The following is a 20,081-nucleotide window of genomic DNA, read 5'->3' as shown; positions in this document are numbered from 1 at the left end:
GCACACGAACGGCCCGAGAGCCCGCCAAGTCGTCCCGTGCACCGGATTCGACTACACACGGTGTCCAAACGCGCGCGTGAGTCTCGCGCCACTCCCCTTGTGAACCACAACAACGGACACGAAGAATTCCTTTGGGTGACCACTTTCCCGGTTCGGTCCTTCGAACGTGGCGAGTTCTTCCCGTCTCTACGCTTCCGGACATCTCCATGAGGTGGCCGAATCCGGCCCTGTTCGTGATGTGGCGAGAAGGAGCCGTTCGTGGTCGCTTACGGGATACTCGTCATTTCCGCGGTGCTGTACGCGATGGGAATCGTCGCCCAGAGTGTCGCCGCCCGACGGGCCGAACACCGGCCGGGAACAAGTCTGGGGCTGCTCGCCAGGCTGGCCACCGACCGGCTCTACGTACTGGGTTTCGCCGGACAGGCGGGCGGTTTCGCGTTCGCCTTCTTCGCTCGCGAGTCCTTGCCGCTGTATCTGGTCCAAACGGCGTCGTGTTCGGCGATCGGGCTGGCCACCGTATTCGGTGTCGTGGCCTTGAAGTGGCGGATACGGATGATCGAGGGGGCGGCGCTGACGGTGATGACGGCCGGGCTGATCGTCCTCGCCGGTTCGTCCCAGCCCTCAGTCGCGGAAGATCTGTCGCCGGGCACCGTCCTGGTCTTGTCGGCCGTGCTGATCGGCGCCGCGATGGCGACGACGCGGACGAGCCGACTGGACACTTTCCTGGTCCCCGCCGTCGTTTCCGGGGTCTCGTTCGCGGTGGTGGCGATCATCAGCCGGGCGCTGGCCCACCAGGAAGTCCTTTCACTGCCCGCGAATCCGTTGACCTGGATGATGCTGGCCGCCGCCGTCGTCGGACAGGCCTCGATGGCGGCCGCACTGCAGCGTGGTCTCGCGACGACGGTCGTGGCGATCGCCGAGGCCACGACCATCGCCCTGTCCTCCGTCGCCGGGCTCACCGTGCTCGGCGACCGAGTCGCCGCCGGGAGCGGGTCTTGGGTCGTCCTCGGGCTGGCCGCGGTCGTGGCCGGTGTACTGGTTCTCGGCTCGCACGCGCGGTCGACGACGTTCGCGCCCGGCGTTACGGGGAAGACCGCATGACCGCGCGCCCGCTCGCCAGCGTTTCGATCGATCTCGACAACCTGTGGGCGTACCTCAAGACCCATGGCGATCCCGATTGGGACCGGTACCCCAGTTTTCTGCCCTCGGCGGTGCCGCGGTTGCTCGAGGTCTTCGGGGACCTGCGGTTGACGACGACGGTGTTCGCCGTCGGCGCCGACGTCGTCCGTGAGGACGGGGCCAAGGCCGTCAACGAGATCGTCGCGGCGGGCCACGAGATCGGCAACCATTCGTTCGGTCACGAGCCTTGGCTGCACCGCTATTCGCGAGCGCGTCTCGAAGAGGAGCTGCGGCTTACCGACGACGCGATCGTCGCCGCCGGGGGCCCGCTCCCCCTCGGCTTCCGCGGGCCGGGCTTCAGCCTCACCCGCGAGCTCGTCGAAGTCCTGGCCGAACGGGGATACGCCTACGACGCCAGCACACTCCCGACCTGGGTCGGCCCCCTGGCCCGCGCCTATCACAATCGGACGGCTCCCCGGCACGACGACGGCGGCGGTCGCGACGAGCTGTTCGGTGGTGTGGCACAGGTGCTGGCTCCAGTGCACGCGTATCGCTGGCGGACGATCGACGGCGGTTCAATCGTCGAACTCCCGGTGACGACGATGCCACTGGTGCGGACCCCGATCCACGGCTCGTACCTTCTGCGACTCCACGAAGTCTCCCCGCGGCTCGCTCGCGGCTATTTCAAGACGGCCCTGCGGTTGTGCCTGTTCCGGGGAGTTTCGCCGTCCCTTCTGCTGCATCCCACCGACGTCCTCGGCGGCGCCGAGGCCCCTGGCATGGAGTTCTTCCCCGGAATGGCCACCCCGGGCAGCCGGAAGGTGGCTTGGCTGGCGTGGGTCCTGCGGACGTTGCGCGAGCATTTCGACGTCGTCGGCACCGGCGAACACGTGCATCGGACCGATCCGCGCGGAGAGCGCTCGGTGACCCGGCTGGATTCCGGCAGATGATCGTCTCCACGGTGCCCGGGAACGACACGCGGGCGGCGATGCTGCGTGCTCTCGCGTATGCCACGGTGGCGTCTGCTCCCCTCGAGGGCTATCTGACAGCCGCGCATCCGCATCTCGGCAAGGTCTTGCCCGCGCTGTTCGTCGCCCTATGGCTGGCGGTCCGCGTCCAGGAACGGCGAACTCCAGGACCGGCACCACTGCACGTCGTGGTGGCGCTGCTGGCCACGGTGGTGACGATCACCGCGGCGGCTCATTCTTCGGGCGCGTTCACCGCGGAGTACACCGCACGCTGGCTGCCGTTCCTCGTTCTCACGGTGGTGCTGGCGGATGTCGCCCGCCGGGAGGTGCCGATCCGCGGCGTGCTGCTGGCCATGGCCGCGGGAGCCGCCGTGGCCGGCCTTGGCGCGCTGTACAGCCTCTTCGTCGACGGGCAGGCGCGCGCCAGCGGCCCGCTGGAGGATCCGAACGATCTCGCCTACTTCCTCGTCGCCGCGGTACCGCTGCTCTTCCTCGCCCGCCGGGACACTCCCCGCCGAATGGTCGCCGTGACCCTCGTGTGCACGGTGGTGGTGGCCGGCGCGACGGCGACGTTCTCGCGCGGCGGCGCCTTGGGATTGGCGGCGGCGGCAGGCTGGCTGTTCCTGCGCCGCGTCCTTTCCTGGCGGCCTCTCGCCGTCGCGGCCGTCGCGGCCGGCGTGCTGTTCCTGGCGGCGACTCTGTTCGCCGGACCGCGGATCGAGCGGGCGTTCCAGGAGAAGACCCATATCGCGGCGTCCAATGTAGACACCCGCGAGCTGCGCTGGCAGGCCGCGGCCCGCCTGGTGGCCACCCATCCGGTGCTGGGTGTCGGCCCCGGCGGATTCCGTGAAGAATACGCCGCCGCGTCGCACAACGCGGAGCTCGACGAGCAGACACCGGTGGCGCACAACATGTATCTCGAGGTGGCCGCCGAGCTGGGCCTGCCGGGTTTCGCGCTGTTCGCCGCGGTGATCGGGATCGCCGTGACGGCGAGCGAACGGACCGTCCGGACGGGCACCCCCTCCGCCCGGACGGAAGCGGTCGTGATCCAGGCGTCGCTGCTGGCCGTGCTGGTCACCTCGACCTTCCTCTCCGAGCAGTACTACCTGCCGTTGTGGGCACTGGCCGCGTGCGCCGTGGCGGCCGAGAACCGGGTTCACGGAAGGAAAGGCGGTTCCGATGCGGATCCTGCACGTGATCAGTGAGATGGGCGCCGGCGGGGCCGAAACCCTCGTGGCGGAAATGGCGGGCCGTGGTACCGAGTACGGCTGGACGTCCGCGGTCGCCAGTGGCGGCGGGTTCCGGGCCGACGCGCTGGCCGCGCAGGGCGTGGCGGTTTTCCCGATGCCGCTCACCCTGCGCAGCAGGCGAGGCGTGCTGCGGGCGGCATGGGCGGTCCGGCGGGCCATCGCCCGGTTCCGCCCGGACATCGTCGTGGCGCACAACGTCGGCGCGAGCCTGGTCTCCCGCCTGGCCCTCGCCCCTGGACGGCGACGGCCGCTGGTGACCGTCTTCCACGGCGTCGCGGACGACGAAGTGGCGGTGGCCGCACGGATCGTCCGGCGCACCTCGGACCGGGTGGTCGCCGTTTCCCCGGCGACGGCCGACCAGCTGGCCGGAGCGGGAGTGCGGCGGCCGGTGGTGATCCGCAACGCCGTGTTCACCAGGCGTCCCCATTTCGGCCGGGCGGAGGTGCGGGCGTCGCTCGGCGTCACGAACGGGACTCCGGTGGCGCTCTGCCTCGCCCGGCTGGAGTCGCAGAAACGTCACGACGTGCTGCTGGACGCTTGGGCACGGCTCGACGGTGACGCGGTGCTGTGGCTGGCCGGAGACGGGAAACTTCGCGCCGCGCTGGAGGAGCACCACGAGAGGGTGGGCGGGAAGGTCAGGTTCCTGGGCACCCGCGAAGACGTTCCCGACCTTCTCGCGGCGGCCGACCTGACGGTGCTGACCAGCGACTGGGAAGGCCTGCCACTGGCCGTGCTCGAATCGATGGCCTCCGGTCGCCCGGTGGTCGCGACCGACGTCGGCGGCGTCCGCGACGTGCTGTCGGGCGGGGCCGGGGTGGTAGTGCCACCTGGCGATCCGCAAGCCGTCGCGGAGGCGCTGCGGCCGCTGCTGCGCGACAGGTCCACCCGGGATTCCCTGGGCGCCGAAGGCCAGCGGAAGATCCAGCGGGAGTACGACCCCCACACGGTGATGAAGGCCTACGACGAACTGCTCCGCACGACGTTGGAAGGCAAGCGGTGAAACAGTTTCTGACCAGGATCCCGCGTACCGTGGCCTTCAGCGCCGCAGCCGGGTTGGTGATCGGCTCGCTGGTTTTGACGGTGGGCTTGTCGCGCGACGAGCAGTACCAGGGACGTACGAGCCTGCTGGCCGAACCGGCGGCCGAGGTGGAGGGCTCGGCCGCGCAGTACGGCGAAGTCGTCTCACTGACCTTGCCCGCACTCGTCGAACTCGCCCGTAGTCCCTCGGTACTTCAGGCGGTGGCGCCGCTCTCCGGTTACTCGCCGGAGGAACTCGGCCGGCGTGTCTCGGTCGAACTGGTGCCCGCCTCCGGTCTGGCGCGCTTGTCGGTGCGGGCGGCGTCACCGGAGCAGGCCGGTGCCACGGTCACGGCGCTGGGCAAGGCGTTGGCCGACGCTCGTCTGCTCGCCCCAGCGGGCAGGCTGCGGCCACTGGACGCCAAGGCCGACGTGGCCGCGGTCTCGCCCGACGGTTCGCTGGTGACCGGGCTCGCCCTGGTCGCCGCCGTGGCGGCCGGGCTCGCGGTGGCCGCGCTCCGGCGGCTTCCTTCGCCGCGGTTCGGTGGCGGACGGGGATCGGTCCGCCGCGCGCTGCTCGCCGCGGGGATCCACCGGCCGGTGGCGGTGCTGCGCGGCGACGATCCGGCGGCCGCCGACCGACTGGCCGTGCTCGGTCTCGCGACGGGCCGGCCGCTCCGCGTGGTCCCGGTCGCTCCCGAATTCAGTGAGGCGGCCGCCAAGCTGGCGGCCACGCTTTCGGCGGACCGCGACGGCACCTCGGTGGTGGCCGTCGCCGGACGACGACGGCACGACGAGCTGACCTCGGTGGCCGGTGTGCTGCCCGCCGACGCCGTGCTCGTCGCGGTGGTGCTGACGTGACCGCGAGAGAGCGGTCGATCCTCATCGTCGCCGCGATCGCCGGGTCGCTGTGTGCCTGGCACGCGCTCGCGCCGTCCTGGCAGGTACCGCTGCCAGGTCAAGCGGACCCCGCCGAGCAACGTACGCAAGACTTCCGCGACGCGCTGTACTACCCGATCCGGGAGTTCCTCGCGGGCGGCGTCCCCTACGACCCCGCCGCGATGTTCGCGCATTGGCCGGTGCGGCAGGACTTCAACCTCTACCAGCCCTACCACCTCGTGGCGCACCTGCCGTTCGCGCTGCCCGGTTACCGGGTCGGTGCGGTGGCCTTCTCGGTGTTCTCCCTGCTGTTGCTGGTGGCGCTGGCCGCGCTGACCGCGTACGCCGTCCGGCGGCTCGTCACCGTCCCGTTCGTGGTCACGACGGTGGTGGTCGCGGCCCTGCTGGTGGCCAGTCAGGTCGGGAAGGCGCAGCTCTACGTCGGCCAGGTGAATCCGCTGATCGCCGTCGGTGTGGCGGGCGCCTTGCTCTTCTGCCGGGACCGTCCGGGCTGGGCGGCGGTGGCGCTCGCGCTCGCCTGGCTCAAACCGCAGTTCGGGTTTCCGCTGGCCATCCTGCTGTTCGCCCGTGGCTCTCGGCGGGTGGCGCTGGCCGGGACCGCGATCGCGGCGGTCGCGAGCCTGCCGGTCGTGGTGCTGCTGGTGGCCAGGACCGGCGGGATCGGCGCGTTCGCCGACGTCGTCGCCGCGAACCTCACCTATGCCAGGGGTACCGCCTACGGCGCGGTGGATTCCCCGACCGCGCAACGGATCGACGTCGCGGCGGTGCTGTTCCGGGTCACCGGCTGGGCGCCCGACGGCATCGAATTGGTGGTTCTGGCGGTAGTGCTCGTCACGAGCGTGCTGCTCGTACGGCGACTCGACCGGGCGTCGCCGGTCGCGGATCTTCTGACGTGCCTGGCCGTGGTGGTCTGCGTGGTGCACCAGCCGGGGGACGTGCTGATCGCCGTACCCGCGACGGCGGTGGTGGCCGTGCTGTGGTGGCGTCATCGGTCCGAGCCGGGGTGGGGCACGGCCGGGCTCGCGGTGCTCGCGGTGGCGGTTCCGTTCGCGCATCTGTACACAGTGGACTCCGCGTTGGTGACGCTGTTCGGACCGCGAGTGGCGGTCACGGTCGACGGTCTCGCCGTGGTGTTCGCGTGGTGCGCGTCGAGTTGCGCGGCGGTGCGGCTGTCCGGGTCGCGCCTCGCCCCGCCGATCGCGGCCGGTGGCGGCGGATGACCGGCGAGCTCGGTACGAAGGCCGCCCGAGGCTCGCTGTGGCTCGGCGCGGTCAACCTGGTCAGCAAGGGCAGCCAGATGGTGGTCACCCTGGCACTGGCGGCGCTGCTGACCGAGGGGGAACTCGGTGTCGTGGCGCTGGCGGTGTCGCTGGTCAACCTCGGCCAGGTGGTGCAGTCGATCGGCGTGTACGACGTGATCAGCCGTACCGAACGGGATTCCCGCCGGATGGCGGGGACCGTGCTGACGCTGAGCGTGGGCGCCGGCCTGTTCCTGGGGCTCGTCCTCGTCGCCGTCGCGAGTCCGGTCACGGAGGCGCTCGGCGTCCCGGACGCGGCCGGCCCGGTCCGCCTGGCCGCGCTCGGCCTGCCGTTCGCGGCGGCGGGCGGGGTCCAGCTGGCTCTGCTGCACCGGGAACTGGACTTCCGGCGGCGGATGGTGCCCGACGGCGGGAGCGCGGTGCTGGGGGCTGCCGTGACGATCGTGTTCGCCCTCGACGGCGCGGGGCCGATGTCGCTCGTGGCCGGTTTCGTCTGTGCCTCGGTCGCCCAGCCCCTGCTCGGCGCGCTGATGGGTGGCGGCATCCGGCCGTGCTGGGACTCCCGCGCGGCGGTGGAAGCGCTGCGCTGGGTGGCGATCGTGGGACCGGCCGCCGTCGTGGCGGCGCTGCTCGTGAACCTCGACTACCTCGCGGTGGGACGTCTCCTCGGACCGGAAGCGGTCGGCGTCTACTCGCTGGCCTACCGGCTGGCTTGGGTTCCTTACATCACCGTGGCGATCGTTCTGGGGGCGGTGGCCTTCCCGGTGTTCACCCGGTTGTGCCGTCGAGACGGGCCGCTGCGGGAGATGGTCTCCCGGTTCACCCGCGCCGTCCTCGTGCTCACCGGCGGTCTGTATCTCGCCCTCGCCGTGCTCGCCGACCGTGTCGTGCTGCTGGGCGCGCGATGGGCGGACGCGGCGACGCCGCTGGTCCTGCTCTGCGGCTACGGCCTGGGCATCTGCCTGCTGCAGATCTGGTACCAGGCGGTCAAGGCGACCGGCCACGCCCGGCGGTACCTGGCCCTGGAGTGCTCTCACCTGGGGCTGCTGGTCGCCGGGCTGGCCCTGCTGACCCCCTTCGGAATCGAAGTGGTGGCCGCCGTCCAGTTCGCCGCGGCCTGGCTCATGCTCCCCATCGCCTGGCACGTCCTGGCGCGGCTCGAAGCCGCGCCACCGGTACAGGAACTCACCGGGATCGTGTCGCGTGTCCTGGCCGCGTGCGTGCTCGGCGCGCTGCCCGCCGTTCTCCTGGACCAGGCGGGATCGTTCGGATCCGCGGACTCGGTGCCGGGCGCGCTGGGCGAGGGACTGGTGCTCATGGCCGGGTACACGGCGGCGACGCTGGCCTTCCACCGCCGTGAGCTGCTCGCGCTGCGCCGGGGAGGGCTGCGGTGAGGATCGTGCACGTTTCCCAGCCGGTGACCGCGGGAGTGGCGGCGGTGGTCCTCGAACTCTCGGTGGCCCAACGGGATCGCGGCTGGTCGGTGACCGTGGTCTGCCCGCCGTCGGGCTGGCTCGCCGAACACTCGCGATCGCAGGGGATCGCGGTGCGCGCCTGGGAGGCGACCCGTTCTCCCGGCCCGCGAGTGATCGGCGAAACGGCGAGCTTGCGCCGCGTTCTCACCGAACTGCGGCCGGATGTCGTGCACCTGCACAGCTCGAAGGCCGGGCTGGCGGGAAGGCTGGCCCTGCGCGGGTCCCGGCCCACGGTGTTCCAACCCCACCTGTGGTCCTTCGAGACCGTCCGCGGGCCCCTGCGGAAGGCGTCCACCGCGTGGGAACGGCTCGCCGCCCGCTGGACCGACCTCGTCGTGTGCGTCAGCGACGACGAACTCGCCGCCGGCCGGGAAGCGGGGATCACCGCGGACGCGGAAGTCGTCTGCAATGGCGTCGACACGGCGAAGTTCGCTCCACGCGATCGGGTCGCCGCGAGAAGACGGCTCGGTCTGCCCGAGCGGGCCCCGATCGCGGTCTGTCTCGGCCGGTTGGCCGAACTCAAGGGACAGGACCAGTTGCTGTCGGCCTGGCCGGAAGTGCTCCGCCGCGTGCCCGACGCGCTGCTCGTCCTCGCCGGGGACGGGCCGATGGGTGCCGTTTGGCGCGACCGTCACCCCGTCGCGTCCCACCGATCGGTGCGGTGGGCGGGCCATACCGACGACCCCGCGGCGTTCTACGCGTCCGCGAACGTCGTCGTGCTCCCCTCGCGTGCCGAAGGTATGGCACTCGTCTCCCTGGAGGCCATGGCCTGCGCACGGCCGGTGGTGGCCTTCGACGTCGGCGGAATGCGCCAGAGCGTCGCCGGCGCGGGAGTGGTGCTGCCTCCGGGTGACCTGAGCCTGCTCGCCGACGCGGTGGCCGTCCGGCTCACCGAACCAGGACCCGCCCGGCTCGAAGGCGAGCGCGGGAGACGCCGGGCGGAACTGGCCTTCGACCGCGGCCGGATGACCGACCAGATCTCCGTCCTCGTCGAAAAACTCGCCTCGAAGGAGCGAATCCGGTGAAACGCGTCGCTTATCTGCTGACCCAGGACCGGGGCGGCCCGGTCGACGTCACCGTGCGGCTCGCCGCGACGATGCCCCGCCAGGATGTCCAGGTGCGGGTCTTCGGCCCCGTCCCCGCCAGGGACGCCGGCCTGCTGGGAGGCGACCATGAACGGCTCCTTGTCGCGGACAAGCGCGATCTCGCGGCCGCCGGTCGCGCGCGGGCGGCGATCCGCGCGTGGCGGCCGGACGTGGTGCACGCCCAGGATCGCCGCTCGGGCCTCATCCTCGCGGGGATGCGTTTCTCCCGCGGGCCACGGCCCCTTCTCGTGCAGACCTACCACGGCGTTCCGGACGACGTGACCGAGCCGTGGTTCCGCGGCGAGCGCGCAGCGGCCGGACCGTCCGCCTACACCCGGGCGGTTCTGGCAGGCGACGCGACCGTGGCCCGCGTGCTCGACCACACCGTCGTGCCCGCCGAGCCGATGGGGCGGTTCCTCCGTGACCGGCTGAGGATCCCCGAGAGCCGTCTGGCGCGGATCGACAACTGTGTCGAGCCTGCCGAAGCGAAACCCCCGCGGGGTCAGGTCCGGCACCTGATCTTCGTGGGCCTTTTGGTGGAGCGAAAGGGAATCCTGAACCTGCTCGCGGCGTTGTCCGAGCCGGGCGCCTTCCCGCCCGGCGCCGGGCTGACGGTGGTGGGTGACGGCCCGCAACGGGCGGACGCCGAGCGCGCGGCCCAAGCGCCTTCGTTGCGGGGACGGGTCACCTTCCTCGGATTCCGTCCGGACGTCCCCGCGCTGCTGGCGAAGGCGGACGCACTGGTGCTGCCCTCGGCCATGGAACAGCAGCCGCTGGTCGTGGCCGAAGCCATGACCGCCGGCAAGCCCGTCGTCGCCACCGACACCGGCGGGGTGGCCGACATGCTCGGCTCGGCACCGCTGGCACCACCGGGTGACATCCCCGCGCTCGCCGAACGACTGCGCGCGTTGTTCGCCGATCCGGATCCGGCCCGGACCGGCGTCCTTCTCGCGGCCCGGGCCCGGCGGTACACGCCGGAGGTCTGCGCGCGACGGCACCTCGACCTGTACGCGTCGCTGCTCCACTGATCCGCCCTATCCCTCACCGGGTTCGACCATCACCACCGCGTCGGCGGCGGCCAGTGAGATCGGAGCGGGCGGTGCCGGGGACGAAGGTGGCGCGGTCGACGAAGCCTTCGTCGGAGAAGTCACCGCGGTCCGCGGACCCACCACCACGAGACCTTCGGGAGGCGTCACGGTCTGTGTCGCCGCCGTCGGGTTCACCGCCACCCAGCCGTTGGTGAACGTCCGGGTCCATACACCGTTGGGCTGCCGCCCCGCCGCGTCGACGGCTTCGCCCAGGCCGCTGTCCTGCAGGGCGGACCACTCGGGGTCGCGGTAGTCGTCCGTGGTGGCCGGGGTCCAGCACGTCCGGGGCCCCGCCAGCAGAGCGGCACTCGCGTAGCCTGCCCGAGCCTGCTGAGCGGATCTCGTCCGGGTGACCAGCAGCAGCAACGACTCCCCGAGCGCGGCTTGGGCACGCAGCTCCTGGAACTCGTTACCGCGGAAGGTGAGCAGGCCGCCGGTCCCCCCGTCTTCGCGGAAGCCGAAGTTCTCTTCCATCGCGCCACCGAAGCGGGAATGAGCCGTCCACCTTCCCGGCACGAGATGAGTCTCCGAAACGTTCGGCACGAACAACTTCCCCGCCTTCTGCACGGCTTCCCCGATCAGCGACAGGAAGGCGTCGAGCCCGTCACGCAGCTTCCGGTCGGTTTCCGCCGCGGTCGTGGTGCCGGCGAGGAGCGCCGCCGAGTAGTGGCTCAAGGAGTTGAAATCGTTGTCTGCCAGGATCCCGTCCCAGCCCTCCCTGGTCACCTCGGCCACCACGGCGTCGACCCAGGCCTTCTGGTAGGCCGGATCCCAGACCGTCATCTGCCAGTGCTTCGGGTAGCCCTGCCACTCGATCCGCCGTCCTCGCGTGTCGGTGGCGAACCATTCGGGATGGGTGCGCTGGGCCGCGACGTACCCGATCCCGCTCGGCAGGAACTCGGCGTCCTCGCCGCCGGTCACCGCTCCCGCGTAGTTGCGTGTACTGGACAAGTCCTTGTACACCAGCACCTTGATGCGCGGATTGAGCTCGCGCAGCTTCCGCATCGCCGCGCCTTGGTCCGCGTTGAGCACCACCACGTCGTATCGTTTGGCGGCCAGTTCCAGTTCGCGTGCGGTCGGCGGTTGCCCGATCCCGTACCACCAGGCGCACGGTGCCAGTGGTTTCGGCGGTGGAGCCGCCTTTTCCCCGGCCGAGCTGGTCACGCATCCCGCGGTCAGTACCAGCGTGACGCATCCGACGGCGAGCCGGACGGCGACCGGATGTGCGCGCCTCAGCGCTGCCTTCGGCAAAACAGTTCTCCCACCGTGAGAATGACGATCTTGACGTCGAGCCAGAGTGACCAGTTGGCGATGTAGTAGTTGTCGTAGCGCGCCCTGTCCGCGATCGAGGTGTCGCCGCGCAGGCCGTGGACCTGGGCGAGACCGGTCAACCCGGTCGGTACCCGATGACGGGCCCAGTAGAGATCGTGGACGGCGGAAAACTCTTCGACGAACACCGGCCGCTCCGGACGCGGACCGACCAGGGCCATGTCGCCGCGCACCACGTTCCACAGCTGGGGAAGTTCGTCCAAAGAGGACTTCCGCAGGAAGCGGCCGACCGGCCCCACCCGGTGATCCCCCGCCACCGACCAGCGCGTGGCCGAGTCGTCGACCGACTCCTGCCGGACACTGCGGAGTTTGTAGAGCAGAAAGGTACGGCCGTCCACGCCGACGCGCACCTGACGGAAGATGACCGGGAACCCGCTTTCCACCACGACCGCCAGCGCGCACAGCGCGATGAGCGGCGCAAGCGCCACGAGCGCGAAGGCGGCCAGGACCGTCTCGATCACCCGCTTGACCAGCCAGCTCGGCCGGCGCGTCGGCGAGCCCGCCAATCGCATCAACGGATAGCTGCGAAGCCGGTCCACGCCGAGCCTGTCCGGGCAGAGCGCGAACAACCGGGGAAGCACGAGGGTGACGCAGCCGAGCCGATGCGCGGTGACGGCCGCGTCGACGGTGGAACCGTCGCCCTCCCCGTCGTGCGCGAGCACCACCGTGCCCGCCCCGTGGCGGACGATGGCTTCGGCCAGTCCGTCGCGGATCAGCTCCACCGGGAAGGGAAACGGCTCCGTGACCGGGCCCGTGGGAACGAATCCCACCGGCAGAAGGCCGAATTCCGGATGCCGTGACATGGTGCGCACCAGTTCGCCGCCGCTGTCGCCGTCACCGACCACGATGGCGCGGTCGCAGCGGCGGAACCGTCTGCGCCCCCACCGCCCGAAGGCGAACACCCACGGCCGGGCGCATTCGCTCAGCACCGCGAACCCCACCACCAGCCCGGGCATCCCCGAGATCTCCGGCCGGGTCGCGGGCTCGAGACACGAGACCACCAGGAACGCGATCCCCGAAGTGGCCACCGATCGCGGCAGATCCTGCAGCCAGGACAACCACAACCGGCGCCGGTGCACCCGTCCGGCGACCCGTGCGCCGCCGAGAATCCCTCCGGCCAGCAACGCTTCCGGCACGGTCACGTCCGCCGTCCGCGCGGCCACCAGCCAGGCGGCGACGTCGACGGCGACGAGCAGCACCATGACGGCGTTGACCCGCGCCAGCAGTGGCCGTCTCCGGCGCGTGGCGGCGAGTCGCCGGTACGACCGGGCACGGGCCGGCCGGGGTGGCGACGGAGTTCTCAGCTCGGTCACCGCGCCGACGCTCCCCGGTGAACGCCACGGGACGTTTTCGTCATCACGATATTTCCACCTTCATCACAAACCAGCCAATCGAACCAAGCCCGATTCAGTCCGCTGCTTTCTTCCCTGCTTTCCGCGCGGCCGACCCGATCGGACGAACGCCGCGGATCCACCTTTCAGGGGATACCGGTGAGCGCATTGTGTTTTCAGGACCACCCCTCCTTTCGGGGGACGCGGGACGTCACTAAAGAAAGGGATCAACATAGCCGAAAATGAGCAGGCGGCCGAACCGAGGTTTACGGCCCGCGACCATTTCAAGGAGTCGAAGGGGAAACGTGGCAGTGAATGAAACCGTCCTGGCCACGAGGGCGGACCTTGACCGCGGAGAGGTGCGGACGGGCGGCCGGGCGCATGTGGTCCTGCCCGCGTTCAACGAAGAGAAGGCCTTGCCGGTATTACTGGAACGCCTCGCCGAGACCGCGCTCACCGAGCGGCTCACCGTCTGGGTGGTCGACGACGGTTCGTCCGACCGCTCCGCGACGGTGGCCGGATCCGGCTACGGGGGGCTCGAGGTACGCGTCGTCCGGCACGACGTCAATCTGGGCCTGGGGCGCGCCGTGCAATCCGGTCTTCGCGCCGCACTGGAGGAATCCGGCACCGACGACATCATCGTCGTGATGGACGCCGACGACACGCACGATCCCGGCCTGATCCGCCGATTGCGCGAAGAGATCGTGGCCGGGGCGGATGTCGCGATCTGCTCACGTTTCGTGCCGGGCGGCGACGACCGGACCGCGCCGCCGGTCAGGCGGCTGCTTTCCCGCGGCGCCGCCCGGTTGTTCCAGCACGCGCTGGCCGTCGAGGGGGTCCGCGACTTCACCAGTGGCTATCGCGCGTATCGCGCCTCGCTGCTGGCGAGGGCTTCGGCGCACTGGGGTGACCGGCTCATCGAGGAACAGGGTTTCGCTTGCATGGTGGAACTTCTGCTGAAACTCCGCCACTGCGGTCCGGTGATCAAGGAGATCCCGCTCGTGCTGTGCTACGACCGCAAGCAGGGGCCGAGCAAGCTGAAACTCCGGCGCACCCTCGTGCAGTACCTGAAATTACTCGTCCGCGACCGGCTCAGCCCGGCCCCGTACCGGAAGCTGTGATCCGCCGGTGACGACCACGTATTCCCCGCACACCGCGGTTATCGGAGGCGGGATCTGTGGCCTGGCCACGGCGCACCGGCTCGCCCGCGACGGGGTCCGCGTCACCCTGCTGGAAGCCAGTGAGCAGCTCGGCGGCCTGGGGACCTTCTTCACGTACGGAGATCAGGCGGTGGAACGGTTCTACCACTGCGTCATGCCGACGGACGACGATCTCCTCGCCCTGTTGGACGACGTCGGCCTGGGTGACGCCGTGCACTGGCGGAAGACGACGATGGGCATGATCGTCGGCTCCCGCCGTCACCGGTTCAACTCCCCTCTCGACCTGATGCGGTTCACGCCGTTGCGCGTTCACGAGCGAGTCCGCTTCGGTGCCGTGTCCTTGCTCTTACGGCACTTGGGAGCAGGTCGGGACCTCGACATGCTCCGCACCGAGGACTGGCTCCGCAGGCTCTACGGCAGCCACATCTGGGAAGAGTTCTTCGCTCCGATGTTCGGCTCGAAGTTCGGGCCGTCCTTCGGCGACGTCCCTGCCCTGTATCTGTGGCAGCGGCTCGGGCGTGAACGCAATGTCGCGACGCGTGGTTACCCGGAAGGCGGTTACAAGGCGATCATCGACGCGCTGCGGGTGGCGATCGAGGACGCGGGGGCGACGATCCGTACGTCGTCGCCGGTCCATCGGTTGCACAGCACCGCCGAGGGATGCTCTCTCACTTTGGCGGACGGTACCGTACTCGAAGTGGACGACGTGGTGTCGACCGTGCCGCTGCCGCAATTGCGCCGGCTCGCCGACGCCGACCTCGCGCAGTGCTTGCCGGCGAGCGATCTCCGCTACCAGGGTGTGGTCACGGGCGTGTACTTCCTGCGCCGACGGCTGAGCGGGCACTATTGGACGCCGATCCTGCGCTCGGGTACGGAATTCGACGGCGTGGTGGAGATGTCCTCGCTTACGGGTACCGAAGTACACGGAGGCGCGCATCTCGTCTACGTCATGCGCTACACCGACCGTTCGTCGCGCCTTTACCGCGACGAGCCGGACCGGATCGCCACCCGGTGGACGGTTCAGCTCAGGGAACTCTTCCCCGAACTTCGCGCGGAGGACATCGAGTCCGTGCGGGTGTTCAAGGCACCGTTCGTCGAACCGGTGTATCCCCTCGGATACCTGTCCGCCCGGCCACCGGTGGCGGTACCCGGCACGCGCCTGCTCCTGGCTACCACCGCCCACGTGTATCCGGATGTCACGAGCTGGAACTCGAGCGTCAAACTCGCGAACCACGTGGCCGACGGGCTTCTCGGCGAGCTCAGCCGCCGGAGGGCCGGTGAGCCGGTGCCGTGAAGCCGCGTTCCGCCGGGAACATCGCCTCGATCGCCTCCACGATCCGCCGGGAAGCGGAACCGTCCCCGTACGGCGACGGAAGGCTCCGCAGCCGTTCGCGGTGTCCCGCCACGTCGCCCAGCCACCGGTCGGTCTCCGTGCCGATCCGCGGTCCGGGCGGTACGAGCGTGCCGAAGACCCCCGAGATCTCCGGCCGCTCGGTGCTCCGGCGGACCACGACCACCGGCCGCTTCAGCACACTCGCTTCTTCCTGGATGCCGCCGGAATCGGAGATCAGGAGCGCCGACTCGGCGGCGAGCGCGAGAAAGGAGGGGTAAGCCTGAGGTTCGAGTACCAGAAGGGGAATCAGAAGCCGGGACAGACCGAACCGCTGCACGCTCCGGCTCGTACGGGGATGTAGAGGAAGCACGACCGGGAGCGGAAGCCTGCCGAGTTCGCGCAGGATCTCCGCCAGCCTGTCGGGGTCGTCGACGTTCTCCGGCCGGTGGAAGGTCGCGAGAACGTACTCGTCCCGCCGCAGGCCGCGGGCGTTCAGGAGCTCGGCGCGGGCCGTGGCGGGTGGAAGGCCCGCGGACAACGCCTCGACGACGGTGTTGCCGGTGACCGTGATCCGGGAAGGCGACACGTTTTCGGCGAGGAGGTTCCGGTGATTGAGCCGGGTCGGAGCACAGCAGAGATCGGCGAGGTGGTCGATGAGGACCCGGTTGTGCTCTTCGGGCATCGCGCGGTCGTGGCTGCGCAACCCGGCTTCGATGTGCACGAGAGGGATTTCACGCGCGTTCGCCGCCAGCGCCCCGGCGAGTGCGGAGGTCGTGTCCCCCTGGACCAGGACCACCGGACTCGAAAAGTCGGCCAGGGCTTCATCGACGGCCCCGATCGCCTTGCCGAGTTGCGCGCCCCGGCCGTCGGCGGTGACGCCGAGTTCCCGGAATCGCCCGCACGAAGGCAGATCCGCCCGGATACGCGCGTACAAGGAGTCGTCGTAGTGCTGTCCTGTGTAGACGATCGCGCAGTCGTCACCGAGATATCGGGTCAACGGCGACAGTTTGATGAGTTCCGGCCGTGTACCGCAGACGAGTACCACGCTGCCTGCCACCCCTTGTCGCGACGACCGGAGGGGCACGTCCGTGTGTTCTTCGGATGACATGCCCAAACCGATGGCGATCGACATACGGAAGTCCTTTCAGCTCGGCCTGCACGCACGCTACCCATCGTCGCCATCGGCGTCGCCACGATCAATCCATTGTGTGACCCCGTCGCACCGTCCACCGGAAACGGCCCACTCGAACAGGGTGAGCAGACCCCAGGCTCACCCGGAATGAGGTTTTCTTGTTCAAGAAGTACTTCGCTCTCGCGGCGGTGGCACTCGCCGCCGCCACGACCATGCCCGTCCCCCGCTCCGACGCGTCGACGAACCTCCTGCTGCCCGACCTGCGCCAAGCGCCACCGGGATGCGCGGGCGGATTCGCCGGTGCCTTGCCCGATTGCGCCGCCTGGGACGTGTGCCCGGTGGTCGACCCCGCGGCGCCGAACGGCCGCTGTGTTCCTTCCACCGCCGCGAAAGCCTTCAGGATCCGGTTCACCAGCTCGGAGGAGAACGTCGGCGACGGCCCCTTGCTTCTTTACGGACGGCGGAACGATGTGAAGCAGCCTCGCATGTCGGTCCGGCAGGCCTTGCGCGACGCCAAGGACGGCTCCATCCCGGCCGACTACGCCGCCGCGCAGCGACCGACCCGGACCTTCACCTACTACGAACCGGCGATGGCTCATCAGCATTGGCACCTGATGAACTTCGAACACTTCTCGCTGATCTCGAAAAAAGGCGACGTCGTCGTCACCGACCGCAAGAACGGCTTCTGTCTCGGCGATCGGTTCCCCATCGCCGACACGGTCAAACCGGCGCGGGTGCCCGGGGCCACCGGCCCGGACGCGGAACTGGCCCGGCGGCTGCGCGCGAACAACTGCCGCCATCATGAACCGGACGCGCTCGACGTCCTCGAAGGGATCTCCGTGGGATACGGCGACGACTACAAGTACGACGTCGATTTCCAGTGGCTGGACATCACGCACGTGCCGTCCGGCCGTTACACCTTGGTGAACACGGTGAACGGGGATCGCACGCTGGCGGAGAAGAACTACGCCAACAATTCCTCGTCGGTGGCGTTGTCGATCGAATGGCCGGACGGCTTACCCGGTCTGACGGGAGTTCTCCCTCGCGGTCCCGTCGTCAAGTTCCTCCGGAGTTGCCCCGGGCAGGCACACTGCGACTGAAGCGGGAACGTCACCGACTGGCGGCGATCACGATCTCTGACAAGATCGATTCCAGTCGCCGATCGGGGCGGCGAGACGATGGGGCCGGGCTACCCGGACCGTGCCGGGCGCCCGGCCTCATCCCACGCCACAGCGGACCGAGGCACGACGAAAGCCGCCGCGCGGAGAGGTTCCACGCGGCGGCCGTACGACGGGGTCGGTCAGTTTCCTTGGACGGTCCCGCCGTCTTCGATGATGCCGCCGGCGCAGTTGTCGGGGGTGGCACCCTCGGCCTCGGTTTCGCCGGGCGAAAGCACGGGGACGGCGATGCCCTCGGCGACGTCACGGACGGGAACCTGGACGCCGAGCACGTTCACGTTGTTGTCGCAGACGCCGCCGACGACGTTGAGGTTGTGGACCGCGTCGACGTTCTGGATGTTGCCGAGCCCGAGCTGGCCGTTGTGGTCGATCGGCTGGTCGGCGACGGCGGCGGAAGCGGATCCGCCGGCGATCGCCATTCCGGCGGCGAGAGCGGTGGCAACGAATCCGAGTTGCTTGATCACTGAAAAGACTCCTAGTAGTACCTCGCCGAACGGGTCGGCGGGTGAGGGTTGTGGACCGGCGGCACCTTGCGCCGCGTCCGGTGGTGTCGGTCGTGCTGACGACGGGAAGGTCAGTTGTCCTGCACCGTGCCGCCGTCAGTGATGCCACCCGAGGCGCAGTTGTACGGCGAGTCTCCCTCGGCCTCGTGCGCACCCGGCGACAGGACCGGCACGCCGATGCCGTTGAGCGAGTCGCGGATCGGCACCTGGACGCCCAGCACGTTCACGTCGTTGCCGCACACACCGAGCGTGCCGTTGACGTTGTGCAGCGCGTCGATGTTGTTCAGGTTGACCAAACCGACCTGACCGCTGTGGTCGTAGCCGTAATCGTGGTAGTAGTCGTCCGGGGTGTCGGCGGAGGCGACACCGCCACCGATGAAGGCTCCGGCGGCGACCGTGGCCGCGACGAAACCGATCTTCTTCAACATTTGTGAGCTCCTTGATTCGACGTTCTCGTCGGACAGCAGGGCGGTACCGGTGGGTTTGCCCTGCGCCGAGGGAAAAGTACTGACAGCGAAGGCTCTTTTCCACGTCGTGCCACCATCGTGTAGGTACCGCGACGCCCTGAGCACGACGCGAGTGGCCCGATCGAGTTACGCGCTTTCCCGGCGCCCCAAGCGAGTCTTCCGCCGGGCGCCCTCCTGCCTGGCGAACTTCGGCAACTCTCTCCGGCCGGAAACCGTGGAATTACACCGAAAGAGGCCTCTCGCGACGCACGAACCTGCGGCCCCGTCACTCGGTAGGATCACCTGCCTCTACTTCGCGCGCCGGAACCCCGAACGGTACCGATCGCCTCCCACCCCGCTGACCAGGCAGAACCTGTTCGCTGCCGCAAGACCTTTCGGGTCACCCGATTTCCGCGTGTGTACTCTGCGATCGAACGCCGCACCTCCAACGGTCGAGGTTGCCGCGAACCCCCTTTGCGAATCGACACTCAGCCCCATGGAGGGCATGGCGATGAATGCCCTTGTCTTGGACGGCCGGCGCGAACCCCGTGAGCGTATGGTTCGTTTGCTGGCCAACGCCCCGGGGATCCGGCGCGTGGATTCCGCCGCCACCAGCGCGGAATTGATCACCAAGTTCCGCATGCTGCCCGCGGGCACGGTCTTCTTGAGCGCCCGCGTCCGGCCGGACGCGCTGGCGGAGACGATCGACACGCTGGTGAAGCTTCAGGCGGAGACGGCGGTCGTGGTGTTCGGTGCGCCGGAACTGTCCGCCGTCGCGACCGAGGCGATCCGCAGGGGAGCCGCCGCCTTCCTCGCCTGCGAAGCGAGCGGTACCGGCTCCTTCTCTCTGCCCAAGCCCCGCGAGACAACTGAGCAAGTTCCGGCGTTGTCCAAAAGGGAGATCGAGGTCCTGCGCGGGATCAGCCTCGGGAAGACGAACAACGAGATCGGCAGTGACCTCCACCTCGCGGAGGACACCGTGAAAACCCATGCGCAGCGGCTTTTCAGAAAGCTTGCCGCGACCGATCGCGCGCATGCCGTCGGGCAGGCGATGCGCAAGAATTTGATCACTTAGCTTCCGCGCTTTCGAATACCGGTACCGCGGGAAGTTTCCTGTTCTCGTCGCTCCTTCTCACGCGCGGACGAACTCACCGTCAGCATCCTTACCTCTTCACGCACACGCTCGATAGCGGTACGGCGCGGCCTCTGGTGACGGTGCGTGTCGACGAGGTACCCCAACGCCCTCTTTTCTTCACCCGTTCGCGATGTTTCATCTCCGCAAGCCGCGGGTAAACAAAGCGTTTCGGCATTCGGCCGCAGTACACCCATAAGACGGAAGCTCGCGTATCCGCACCCTTTTTCCACAAAGGGGGTTCCGCACCCTTCCGAACCTGCCCTATGCTCCCAGCCGGTTCAAAAAAGAGCCATGGAAGCGAGCGAGACAAGTCCGTCCTTCCGTTTACGCACAGTTCTGTGCCCAGCACACGAAGACGAGGCTCGCTTCGCCG

Annotated in this window: 18 protein-coding genes; 13 read left to right on the top strand and 5 right to left on the bottom strand. The window is 69.4% G+C overall.

Annotation, left to right across the window (positions count from 1 at the left end; translation table 11 throughout):
• The first annotated feature begins 258 nt into the window (after nucleotides 1-258).
• The 9 genes from BLW75_RS39175 to BLW75_RS39135 are packed head-to-tail and all read left to right on the top strand — an operon-like array spanning nucleotide 259 to nucleotide 10,101.
• Nucleotides 259-1,101: a hypothetical protein gene (locus BLW75_RS39175; protein WP_034311245.1), complete on the top strand. Its 843-nt coding sequence runs from the start codon at nucleotides 259-261 to the stop codon at nucleotides 1,099-1,101.
• Nucleotides 1,098-2,069: a polysaccharide deacetylase family protein gene (locus tag BLW75_RS39170; protein WP_034311243.1), complete on the top strand. Its 972-nt coding sequence runs from the start codon at nucleotides 1,098-1,100 to the stop codon at nucleotides 2,067-2,069. Before BLW75_RS39175 ends, BLW75_RS39170 begins: the two co-directional genes overlap by 4 nt.
• A complete protein-coding gene (locus BLW75_RS39165; RefSeq protein ID WP_034311240.1) occupies nucleotides 2,066-3,292 on the top strand; it encodes an O-antigen ligase family protein in 1,227 nt (408 codons plus the stop codon). Before BLW75_RS39170 ends, BLW75_RS39165 begins: the two co-directional genes overlap by 4 nt.
• Nucleotides 3,267-4,337 (top strand): glycosyltransferase family 4 protein, encoded by a 1,071-nt coding sequence (locus BLW75_RS39160; protein WP_091599320.1) that lies wholly within the window; start codon nucleotides 3,267-3,269, stop codon nucleotides 4,335-4,337. The genes BLW75_RS39165 and BLW75_RS39160 overlap by 26 nt, the downstream gene beginning before the upstream one ends.
• Nucleotides 4,334-5,215 carry a YveK family protein gene (locus BLW75_RS39155; RefSeq protein WP_241783550.1) on the top strand — a complete coding sequence of 294 codons (882 nt, stop codon included), beginning with the start codon at nucleotides 4,334-4,336 and terminating at the stop codon, nucleotides 5,213-5,215. Before BLW75_RS39160 ends, BLW75_RS39155 begins: the two co-directional genes overlap by 4 nt.
• Complete coding sequence (locus BLW75_RS39150) at nucleotides 5,212-6,474, top strand: glycosyltransferase 87 family protein (RefSeq protein WP_208610337.1); 1,263 nt, start codon at nucleotides 5,212-5,214, stop codon at nucleotides 6,472-6,474. The genes BLW75_RS39155 and BLW75_RS39150 overlap by 4 nt, the downstream gene beginning before the upstream one ends.
• On the top strand, nucleotides 6,393-7,907 hold the full coding sequence (locus BLW75_RS39145; RefSeq protein WP_241784010.1) for an oligosaccharide flippase family protein: 1,515 nt from the start codon (nucleotides 6,393-6,395) through the stop codon (nucleotides 7,905-7,907). The genes BLW75_RS39150 and BLW75_RS39145 overlap by 82 nt, the downstream gene beginning before the upstream one ends.
• Complete coding sequence (locus BLW75_RS39140) at nucleotides 7,904-9,013, top strand: glycosyltransferase (RefSeq protein ID WP_034320962.1); 1,110 nt, start codon at nucleotides 7,904-7,906, stop codon at nucleotides 9,011-9,013. The genes BLW75_RS39145 and BLW75_RS39140 overlap by 4 nt, the downstream gene beginning before the upstream one ends.
• Nucleotides 9,010-10,101, top strand: a complete 1,092-nt coding sequence (locus tag BLW75_RS39135) for a glycosyltransferase family 4 protein (protein WP_034320959.1) — start codon at nucleotides 9,010-9,012, stop codon at nucleotides 10,099-10,101. Before BLW75_RS39140 ends, BLW75_RS39135 begins: the two co-directional genes overlap by 4 nt.
• Before the next feature lie 6 nt (nucleotides 10,102-10,107).
• On the opposite strand, the gene BLW75_RS39130 is transcribed toward BLW75_RS39135, so the two are convergent.
• Both BLW75_RS39130 and BLW75_RS39125 read right to left on the bottom strand, forming a co-directional pair.
• Nucleotides 10,108-11,412 carry a putative glycoside hydrolase family 15 protein gene (locus tag BLW75_RS39130; RefSeq protein ID WP_091599316.1) on the bottom strand — a complete coding sequence of 435 codons (1,305 nt, stop codon included), beginning with the start codon at nucleotides 11,410-11,412 and terminating at the stop codon, nucleotides 10,108-10,110.
• The gene (locus tag BLW75_RS39125; protein WP_241784008.1) at nucleotides 11,394-12,803 is read right to left on the bottom strand and encodes an exopolysaccharide biosynthesis polyprenyl glycosylphosphotransferase; all 1,410 of its coding nucleotides are present in this window, start codon (nucleotides 12,801-12,803) and stop codon (nucleotides 11,394-11,396) included. Before BLW75_RS39125 ends, BLW75_RS39130 begins: the two co-directional genes overlap by 19 nt.
• 323 nt (nucleotides 12,804-13,126) lie before the next feature.
• Between BLW75_RS39125 and BLW75_RS39120 the strand changes: the two genes are divergently transcribed.
• On the top strand, nucleotides 13,127-13,942 hold the full coding sequence (locus BLW75_RS39120) for a glycosyltransferase (RefSeq protein WP_034320956.1): 816 nt from the start codon (nucleotides 13,127-13,129) through the stop codon (nucleotides 13,940-13,942).
• Nucleotides 13,943-13,949: 7 nt separating this feature from the next.
• Nucleotides 13,950-15,275, top strand: coding sequence for an NAD(P)/FAD-dependent oxidoreductase (locus BLW75_RS39115; RefSeq protein WP_034320953.1), 1,326 nt, complete (start codon nucleotides 13,950-13,952; stop codon nucleotides 15,273-15,275).
• Here the strand turns inward: BLW75_RS39115 and wecB are convergent.
• Complete coding sequence (gene wecB, locus BLW75_RS39110; protein WP_091600154.1) at nucleotides 15,241-16,422, bottom strand: non-hydrolyzing UDP-N-acetylglucosamine 2-epimerase; 1,182 nt, start codon at nucleotides 16,420-16,422, stop codon at nucleotides 15,241-15,243. The two genes, BLW75_RS39115 and wecB, sit on opposite strands and share 35 nt — an antisense overlap.
• Nucleotides 16,423-16,604: 182 nt before the next feature.
• Between wecB and BLW75_RS39105 the strand changes: the two genes are divergently transcribed.
• A complete protein-coding gene (locus BLW75_RS39105; RefSeq protein WP_034320950.1) occupies nucleotides 16,605-17,546 on the top strand; it encodes a lysyl oxidase family protein in 942 nt (313 codons plus the stop codon).
• Nucleotides 17,547-17,746: 200 nt separating this feature from the next.
• Here the strand turns inward: BLW75_RS39105 and BLW75_RS39100 are convergent, their stop codons facing one another.
• Both BLW75_RS39100 and BLW75_RS39095 read right to left on the bottom strand, forming a co-directional pair.
• On the bottom strand, nucleotides 17,747-18,088 hold the full coding sequence (locus tag BLW75_RS39100) for a hypothetical protein (RefSeq protein WP_034320947.1): 342 nt from the start codon (nucleotides 18,086-18,088) through the stop codon (nucleotides 17,747-17,749).
• A 110-nt stretch (nucleotides 18,089-18,198) separates the two neighbouring features.
• Complete coding sequence (locus BLW75_RS39095) at nucleotides 18,199-18,555, bottom strand: hypothetical protein (RefSeq protein WP_034320944.1); 357 nt, start codon at nucleotides 18,553-18,555, stop codon at nucleotides 18,199-18,201.
• Between the two features lie 514 nt (nucleotides 18,556-19,069).
• Here BLW75_RS39095 and BLW75_RS44050 point away from each other — a divergent pair.
• Nucleotides 19,070-19,648, top strand: coding sequence for a helix-turn-helix transcriptional regulator (locus BLW75_RS44050; RefSeq protein ID WP_091599310.1), 579 nt, complete (start codon nucleotides 19,070-19,072; stop codon nucleotides 19,646-19,648).
• Nucleotides 19,649-20,081 lie beyond the last annotated feature (433 nt).

Source organism: Amycolatopsis lurida, assembly GCF_900105055.1.
Lineage (GTDB): Bacteria > Actinomycetota > Actinomycetes > Mycobacteriales > Pseudonocardiaceae > Amycolatopsis > Amycolatopsis lurida.
This window is presented reverse-complemented; position numbering and strand designations above follow the sequence as displayed.

Coding starts and splice junctions, on each gene's coding strand:
- BLW75_RS39165 (WP_034311240.1), top strand. CDS start 2,066: ATGATCGTCTCCACGGTGCCCGGGAACGACACGCGGGCGGCGATGCTG.
- BLW75_RS39095 (WP_034320944.1), bottom strand. CDS start 18,555: ATGTTGAAGAAGATCGGTTTCGTCGCGGCCACGGTCGCCGCCGGAGCC.
- wecB (WP_091600154.1), bottom strand. CDS start 16,422: ATGTCATCCGAAGAACACACGGACGTGCCCCTCCGGTCGTCGCGACAA.
- BLW75_RS39160 (WP_091599320.1), top strand. CDS start 3,267: ATGCGGATCCTGCACGTGATCAGTGAGATGGGCGCCGGCGGGGCCGAA.
- BLW75_RS44050 (WP_091599310.1), top strand. CDS start 19,070: ATGGAGGGCATGGCGATGAATGCCCTTGTCTTGGACGGCCGGCGCGAA.
- BLW75_RS39170 (WP_034311243.1), top strand. CDS start 1,098: ATGACCGCGCGCCCGCTCGCCAGCGTTTCGATCGATCTCGACAACCTG.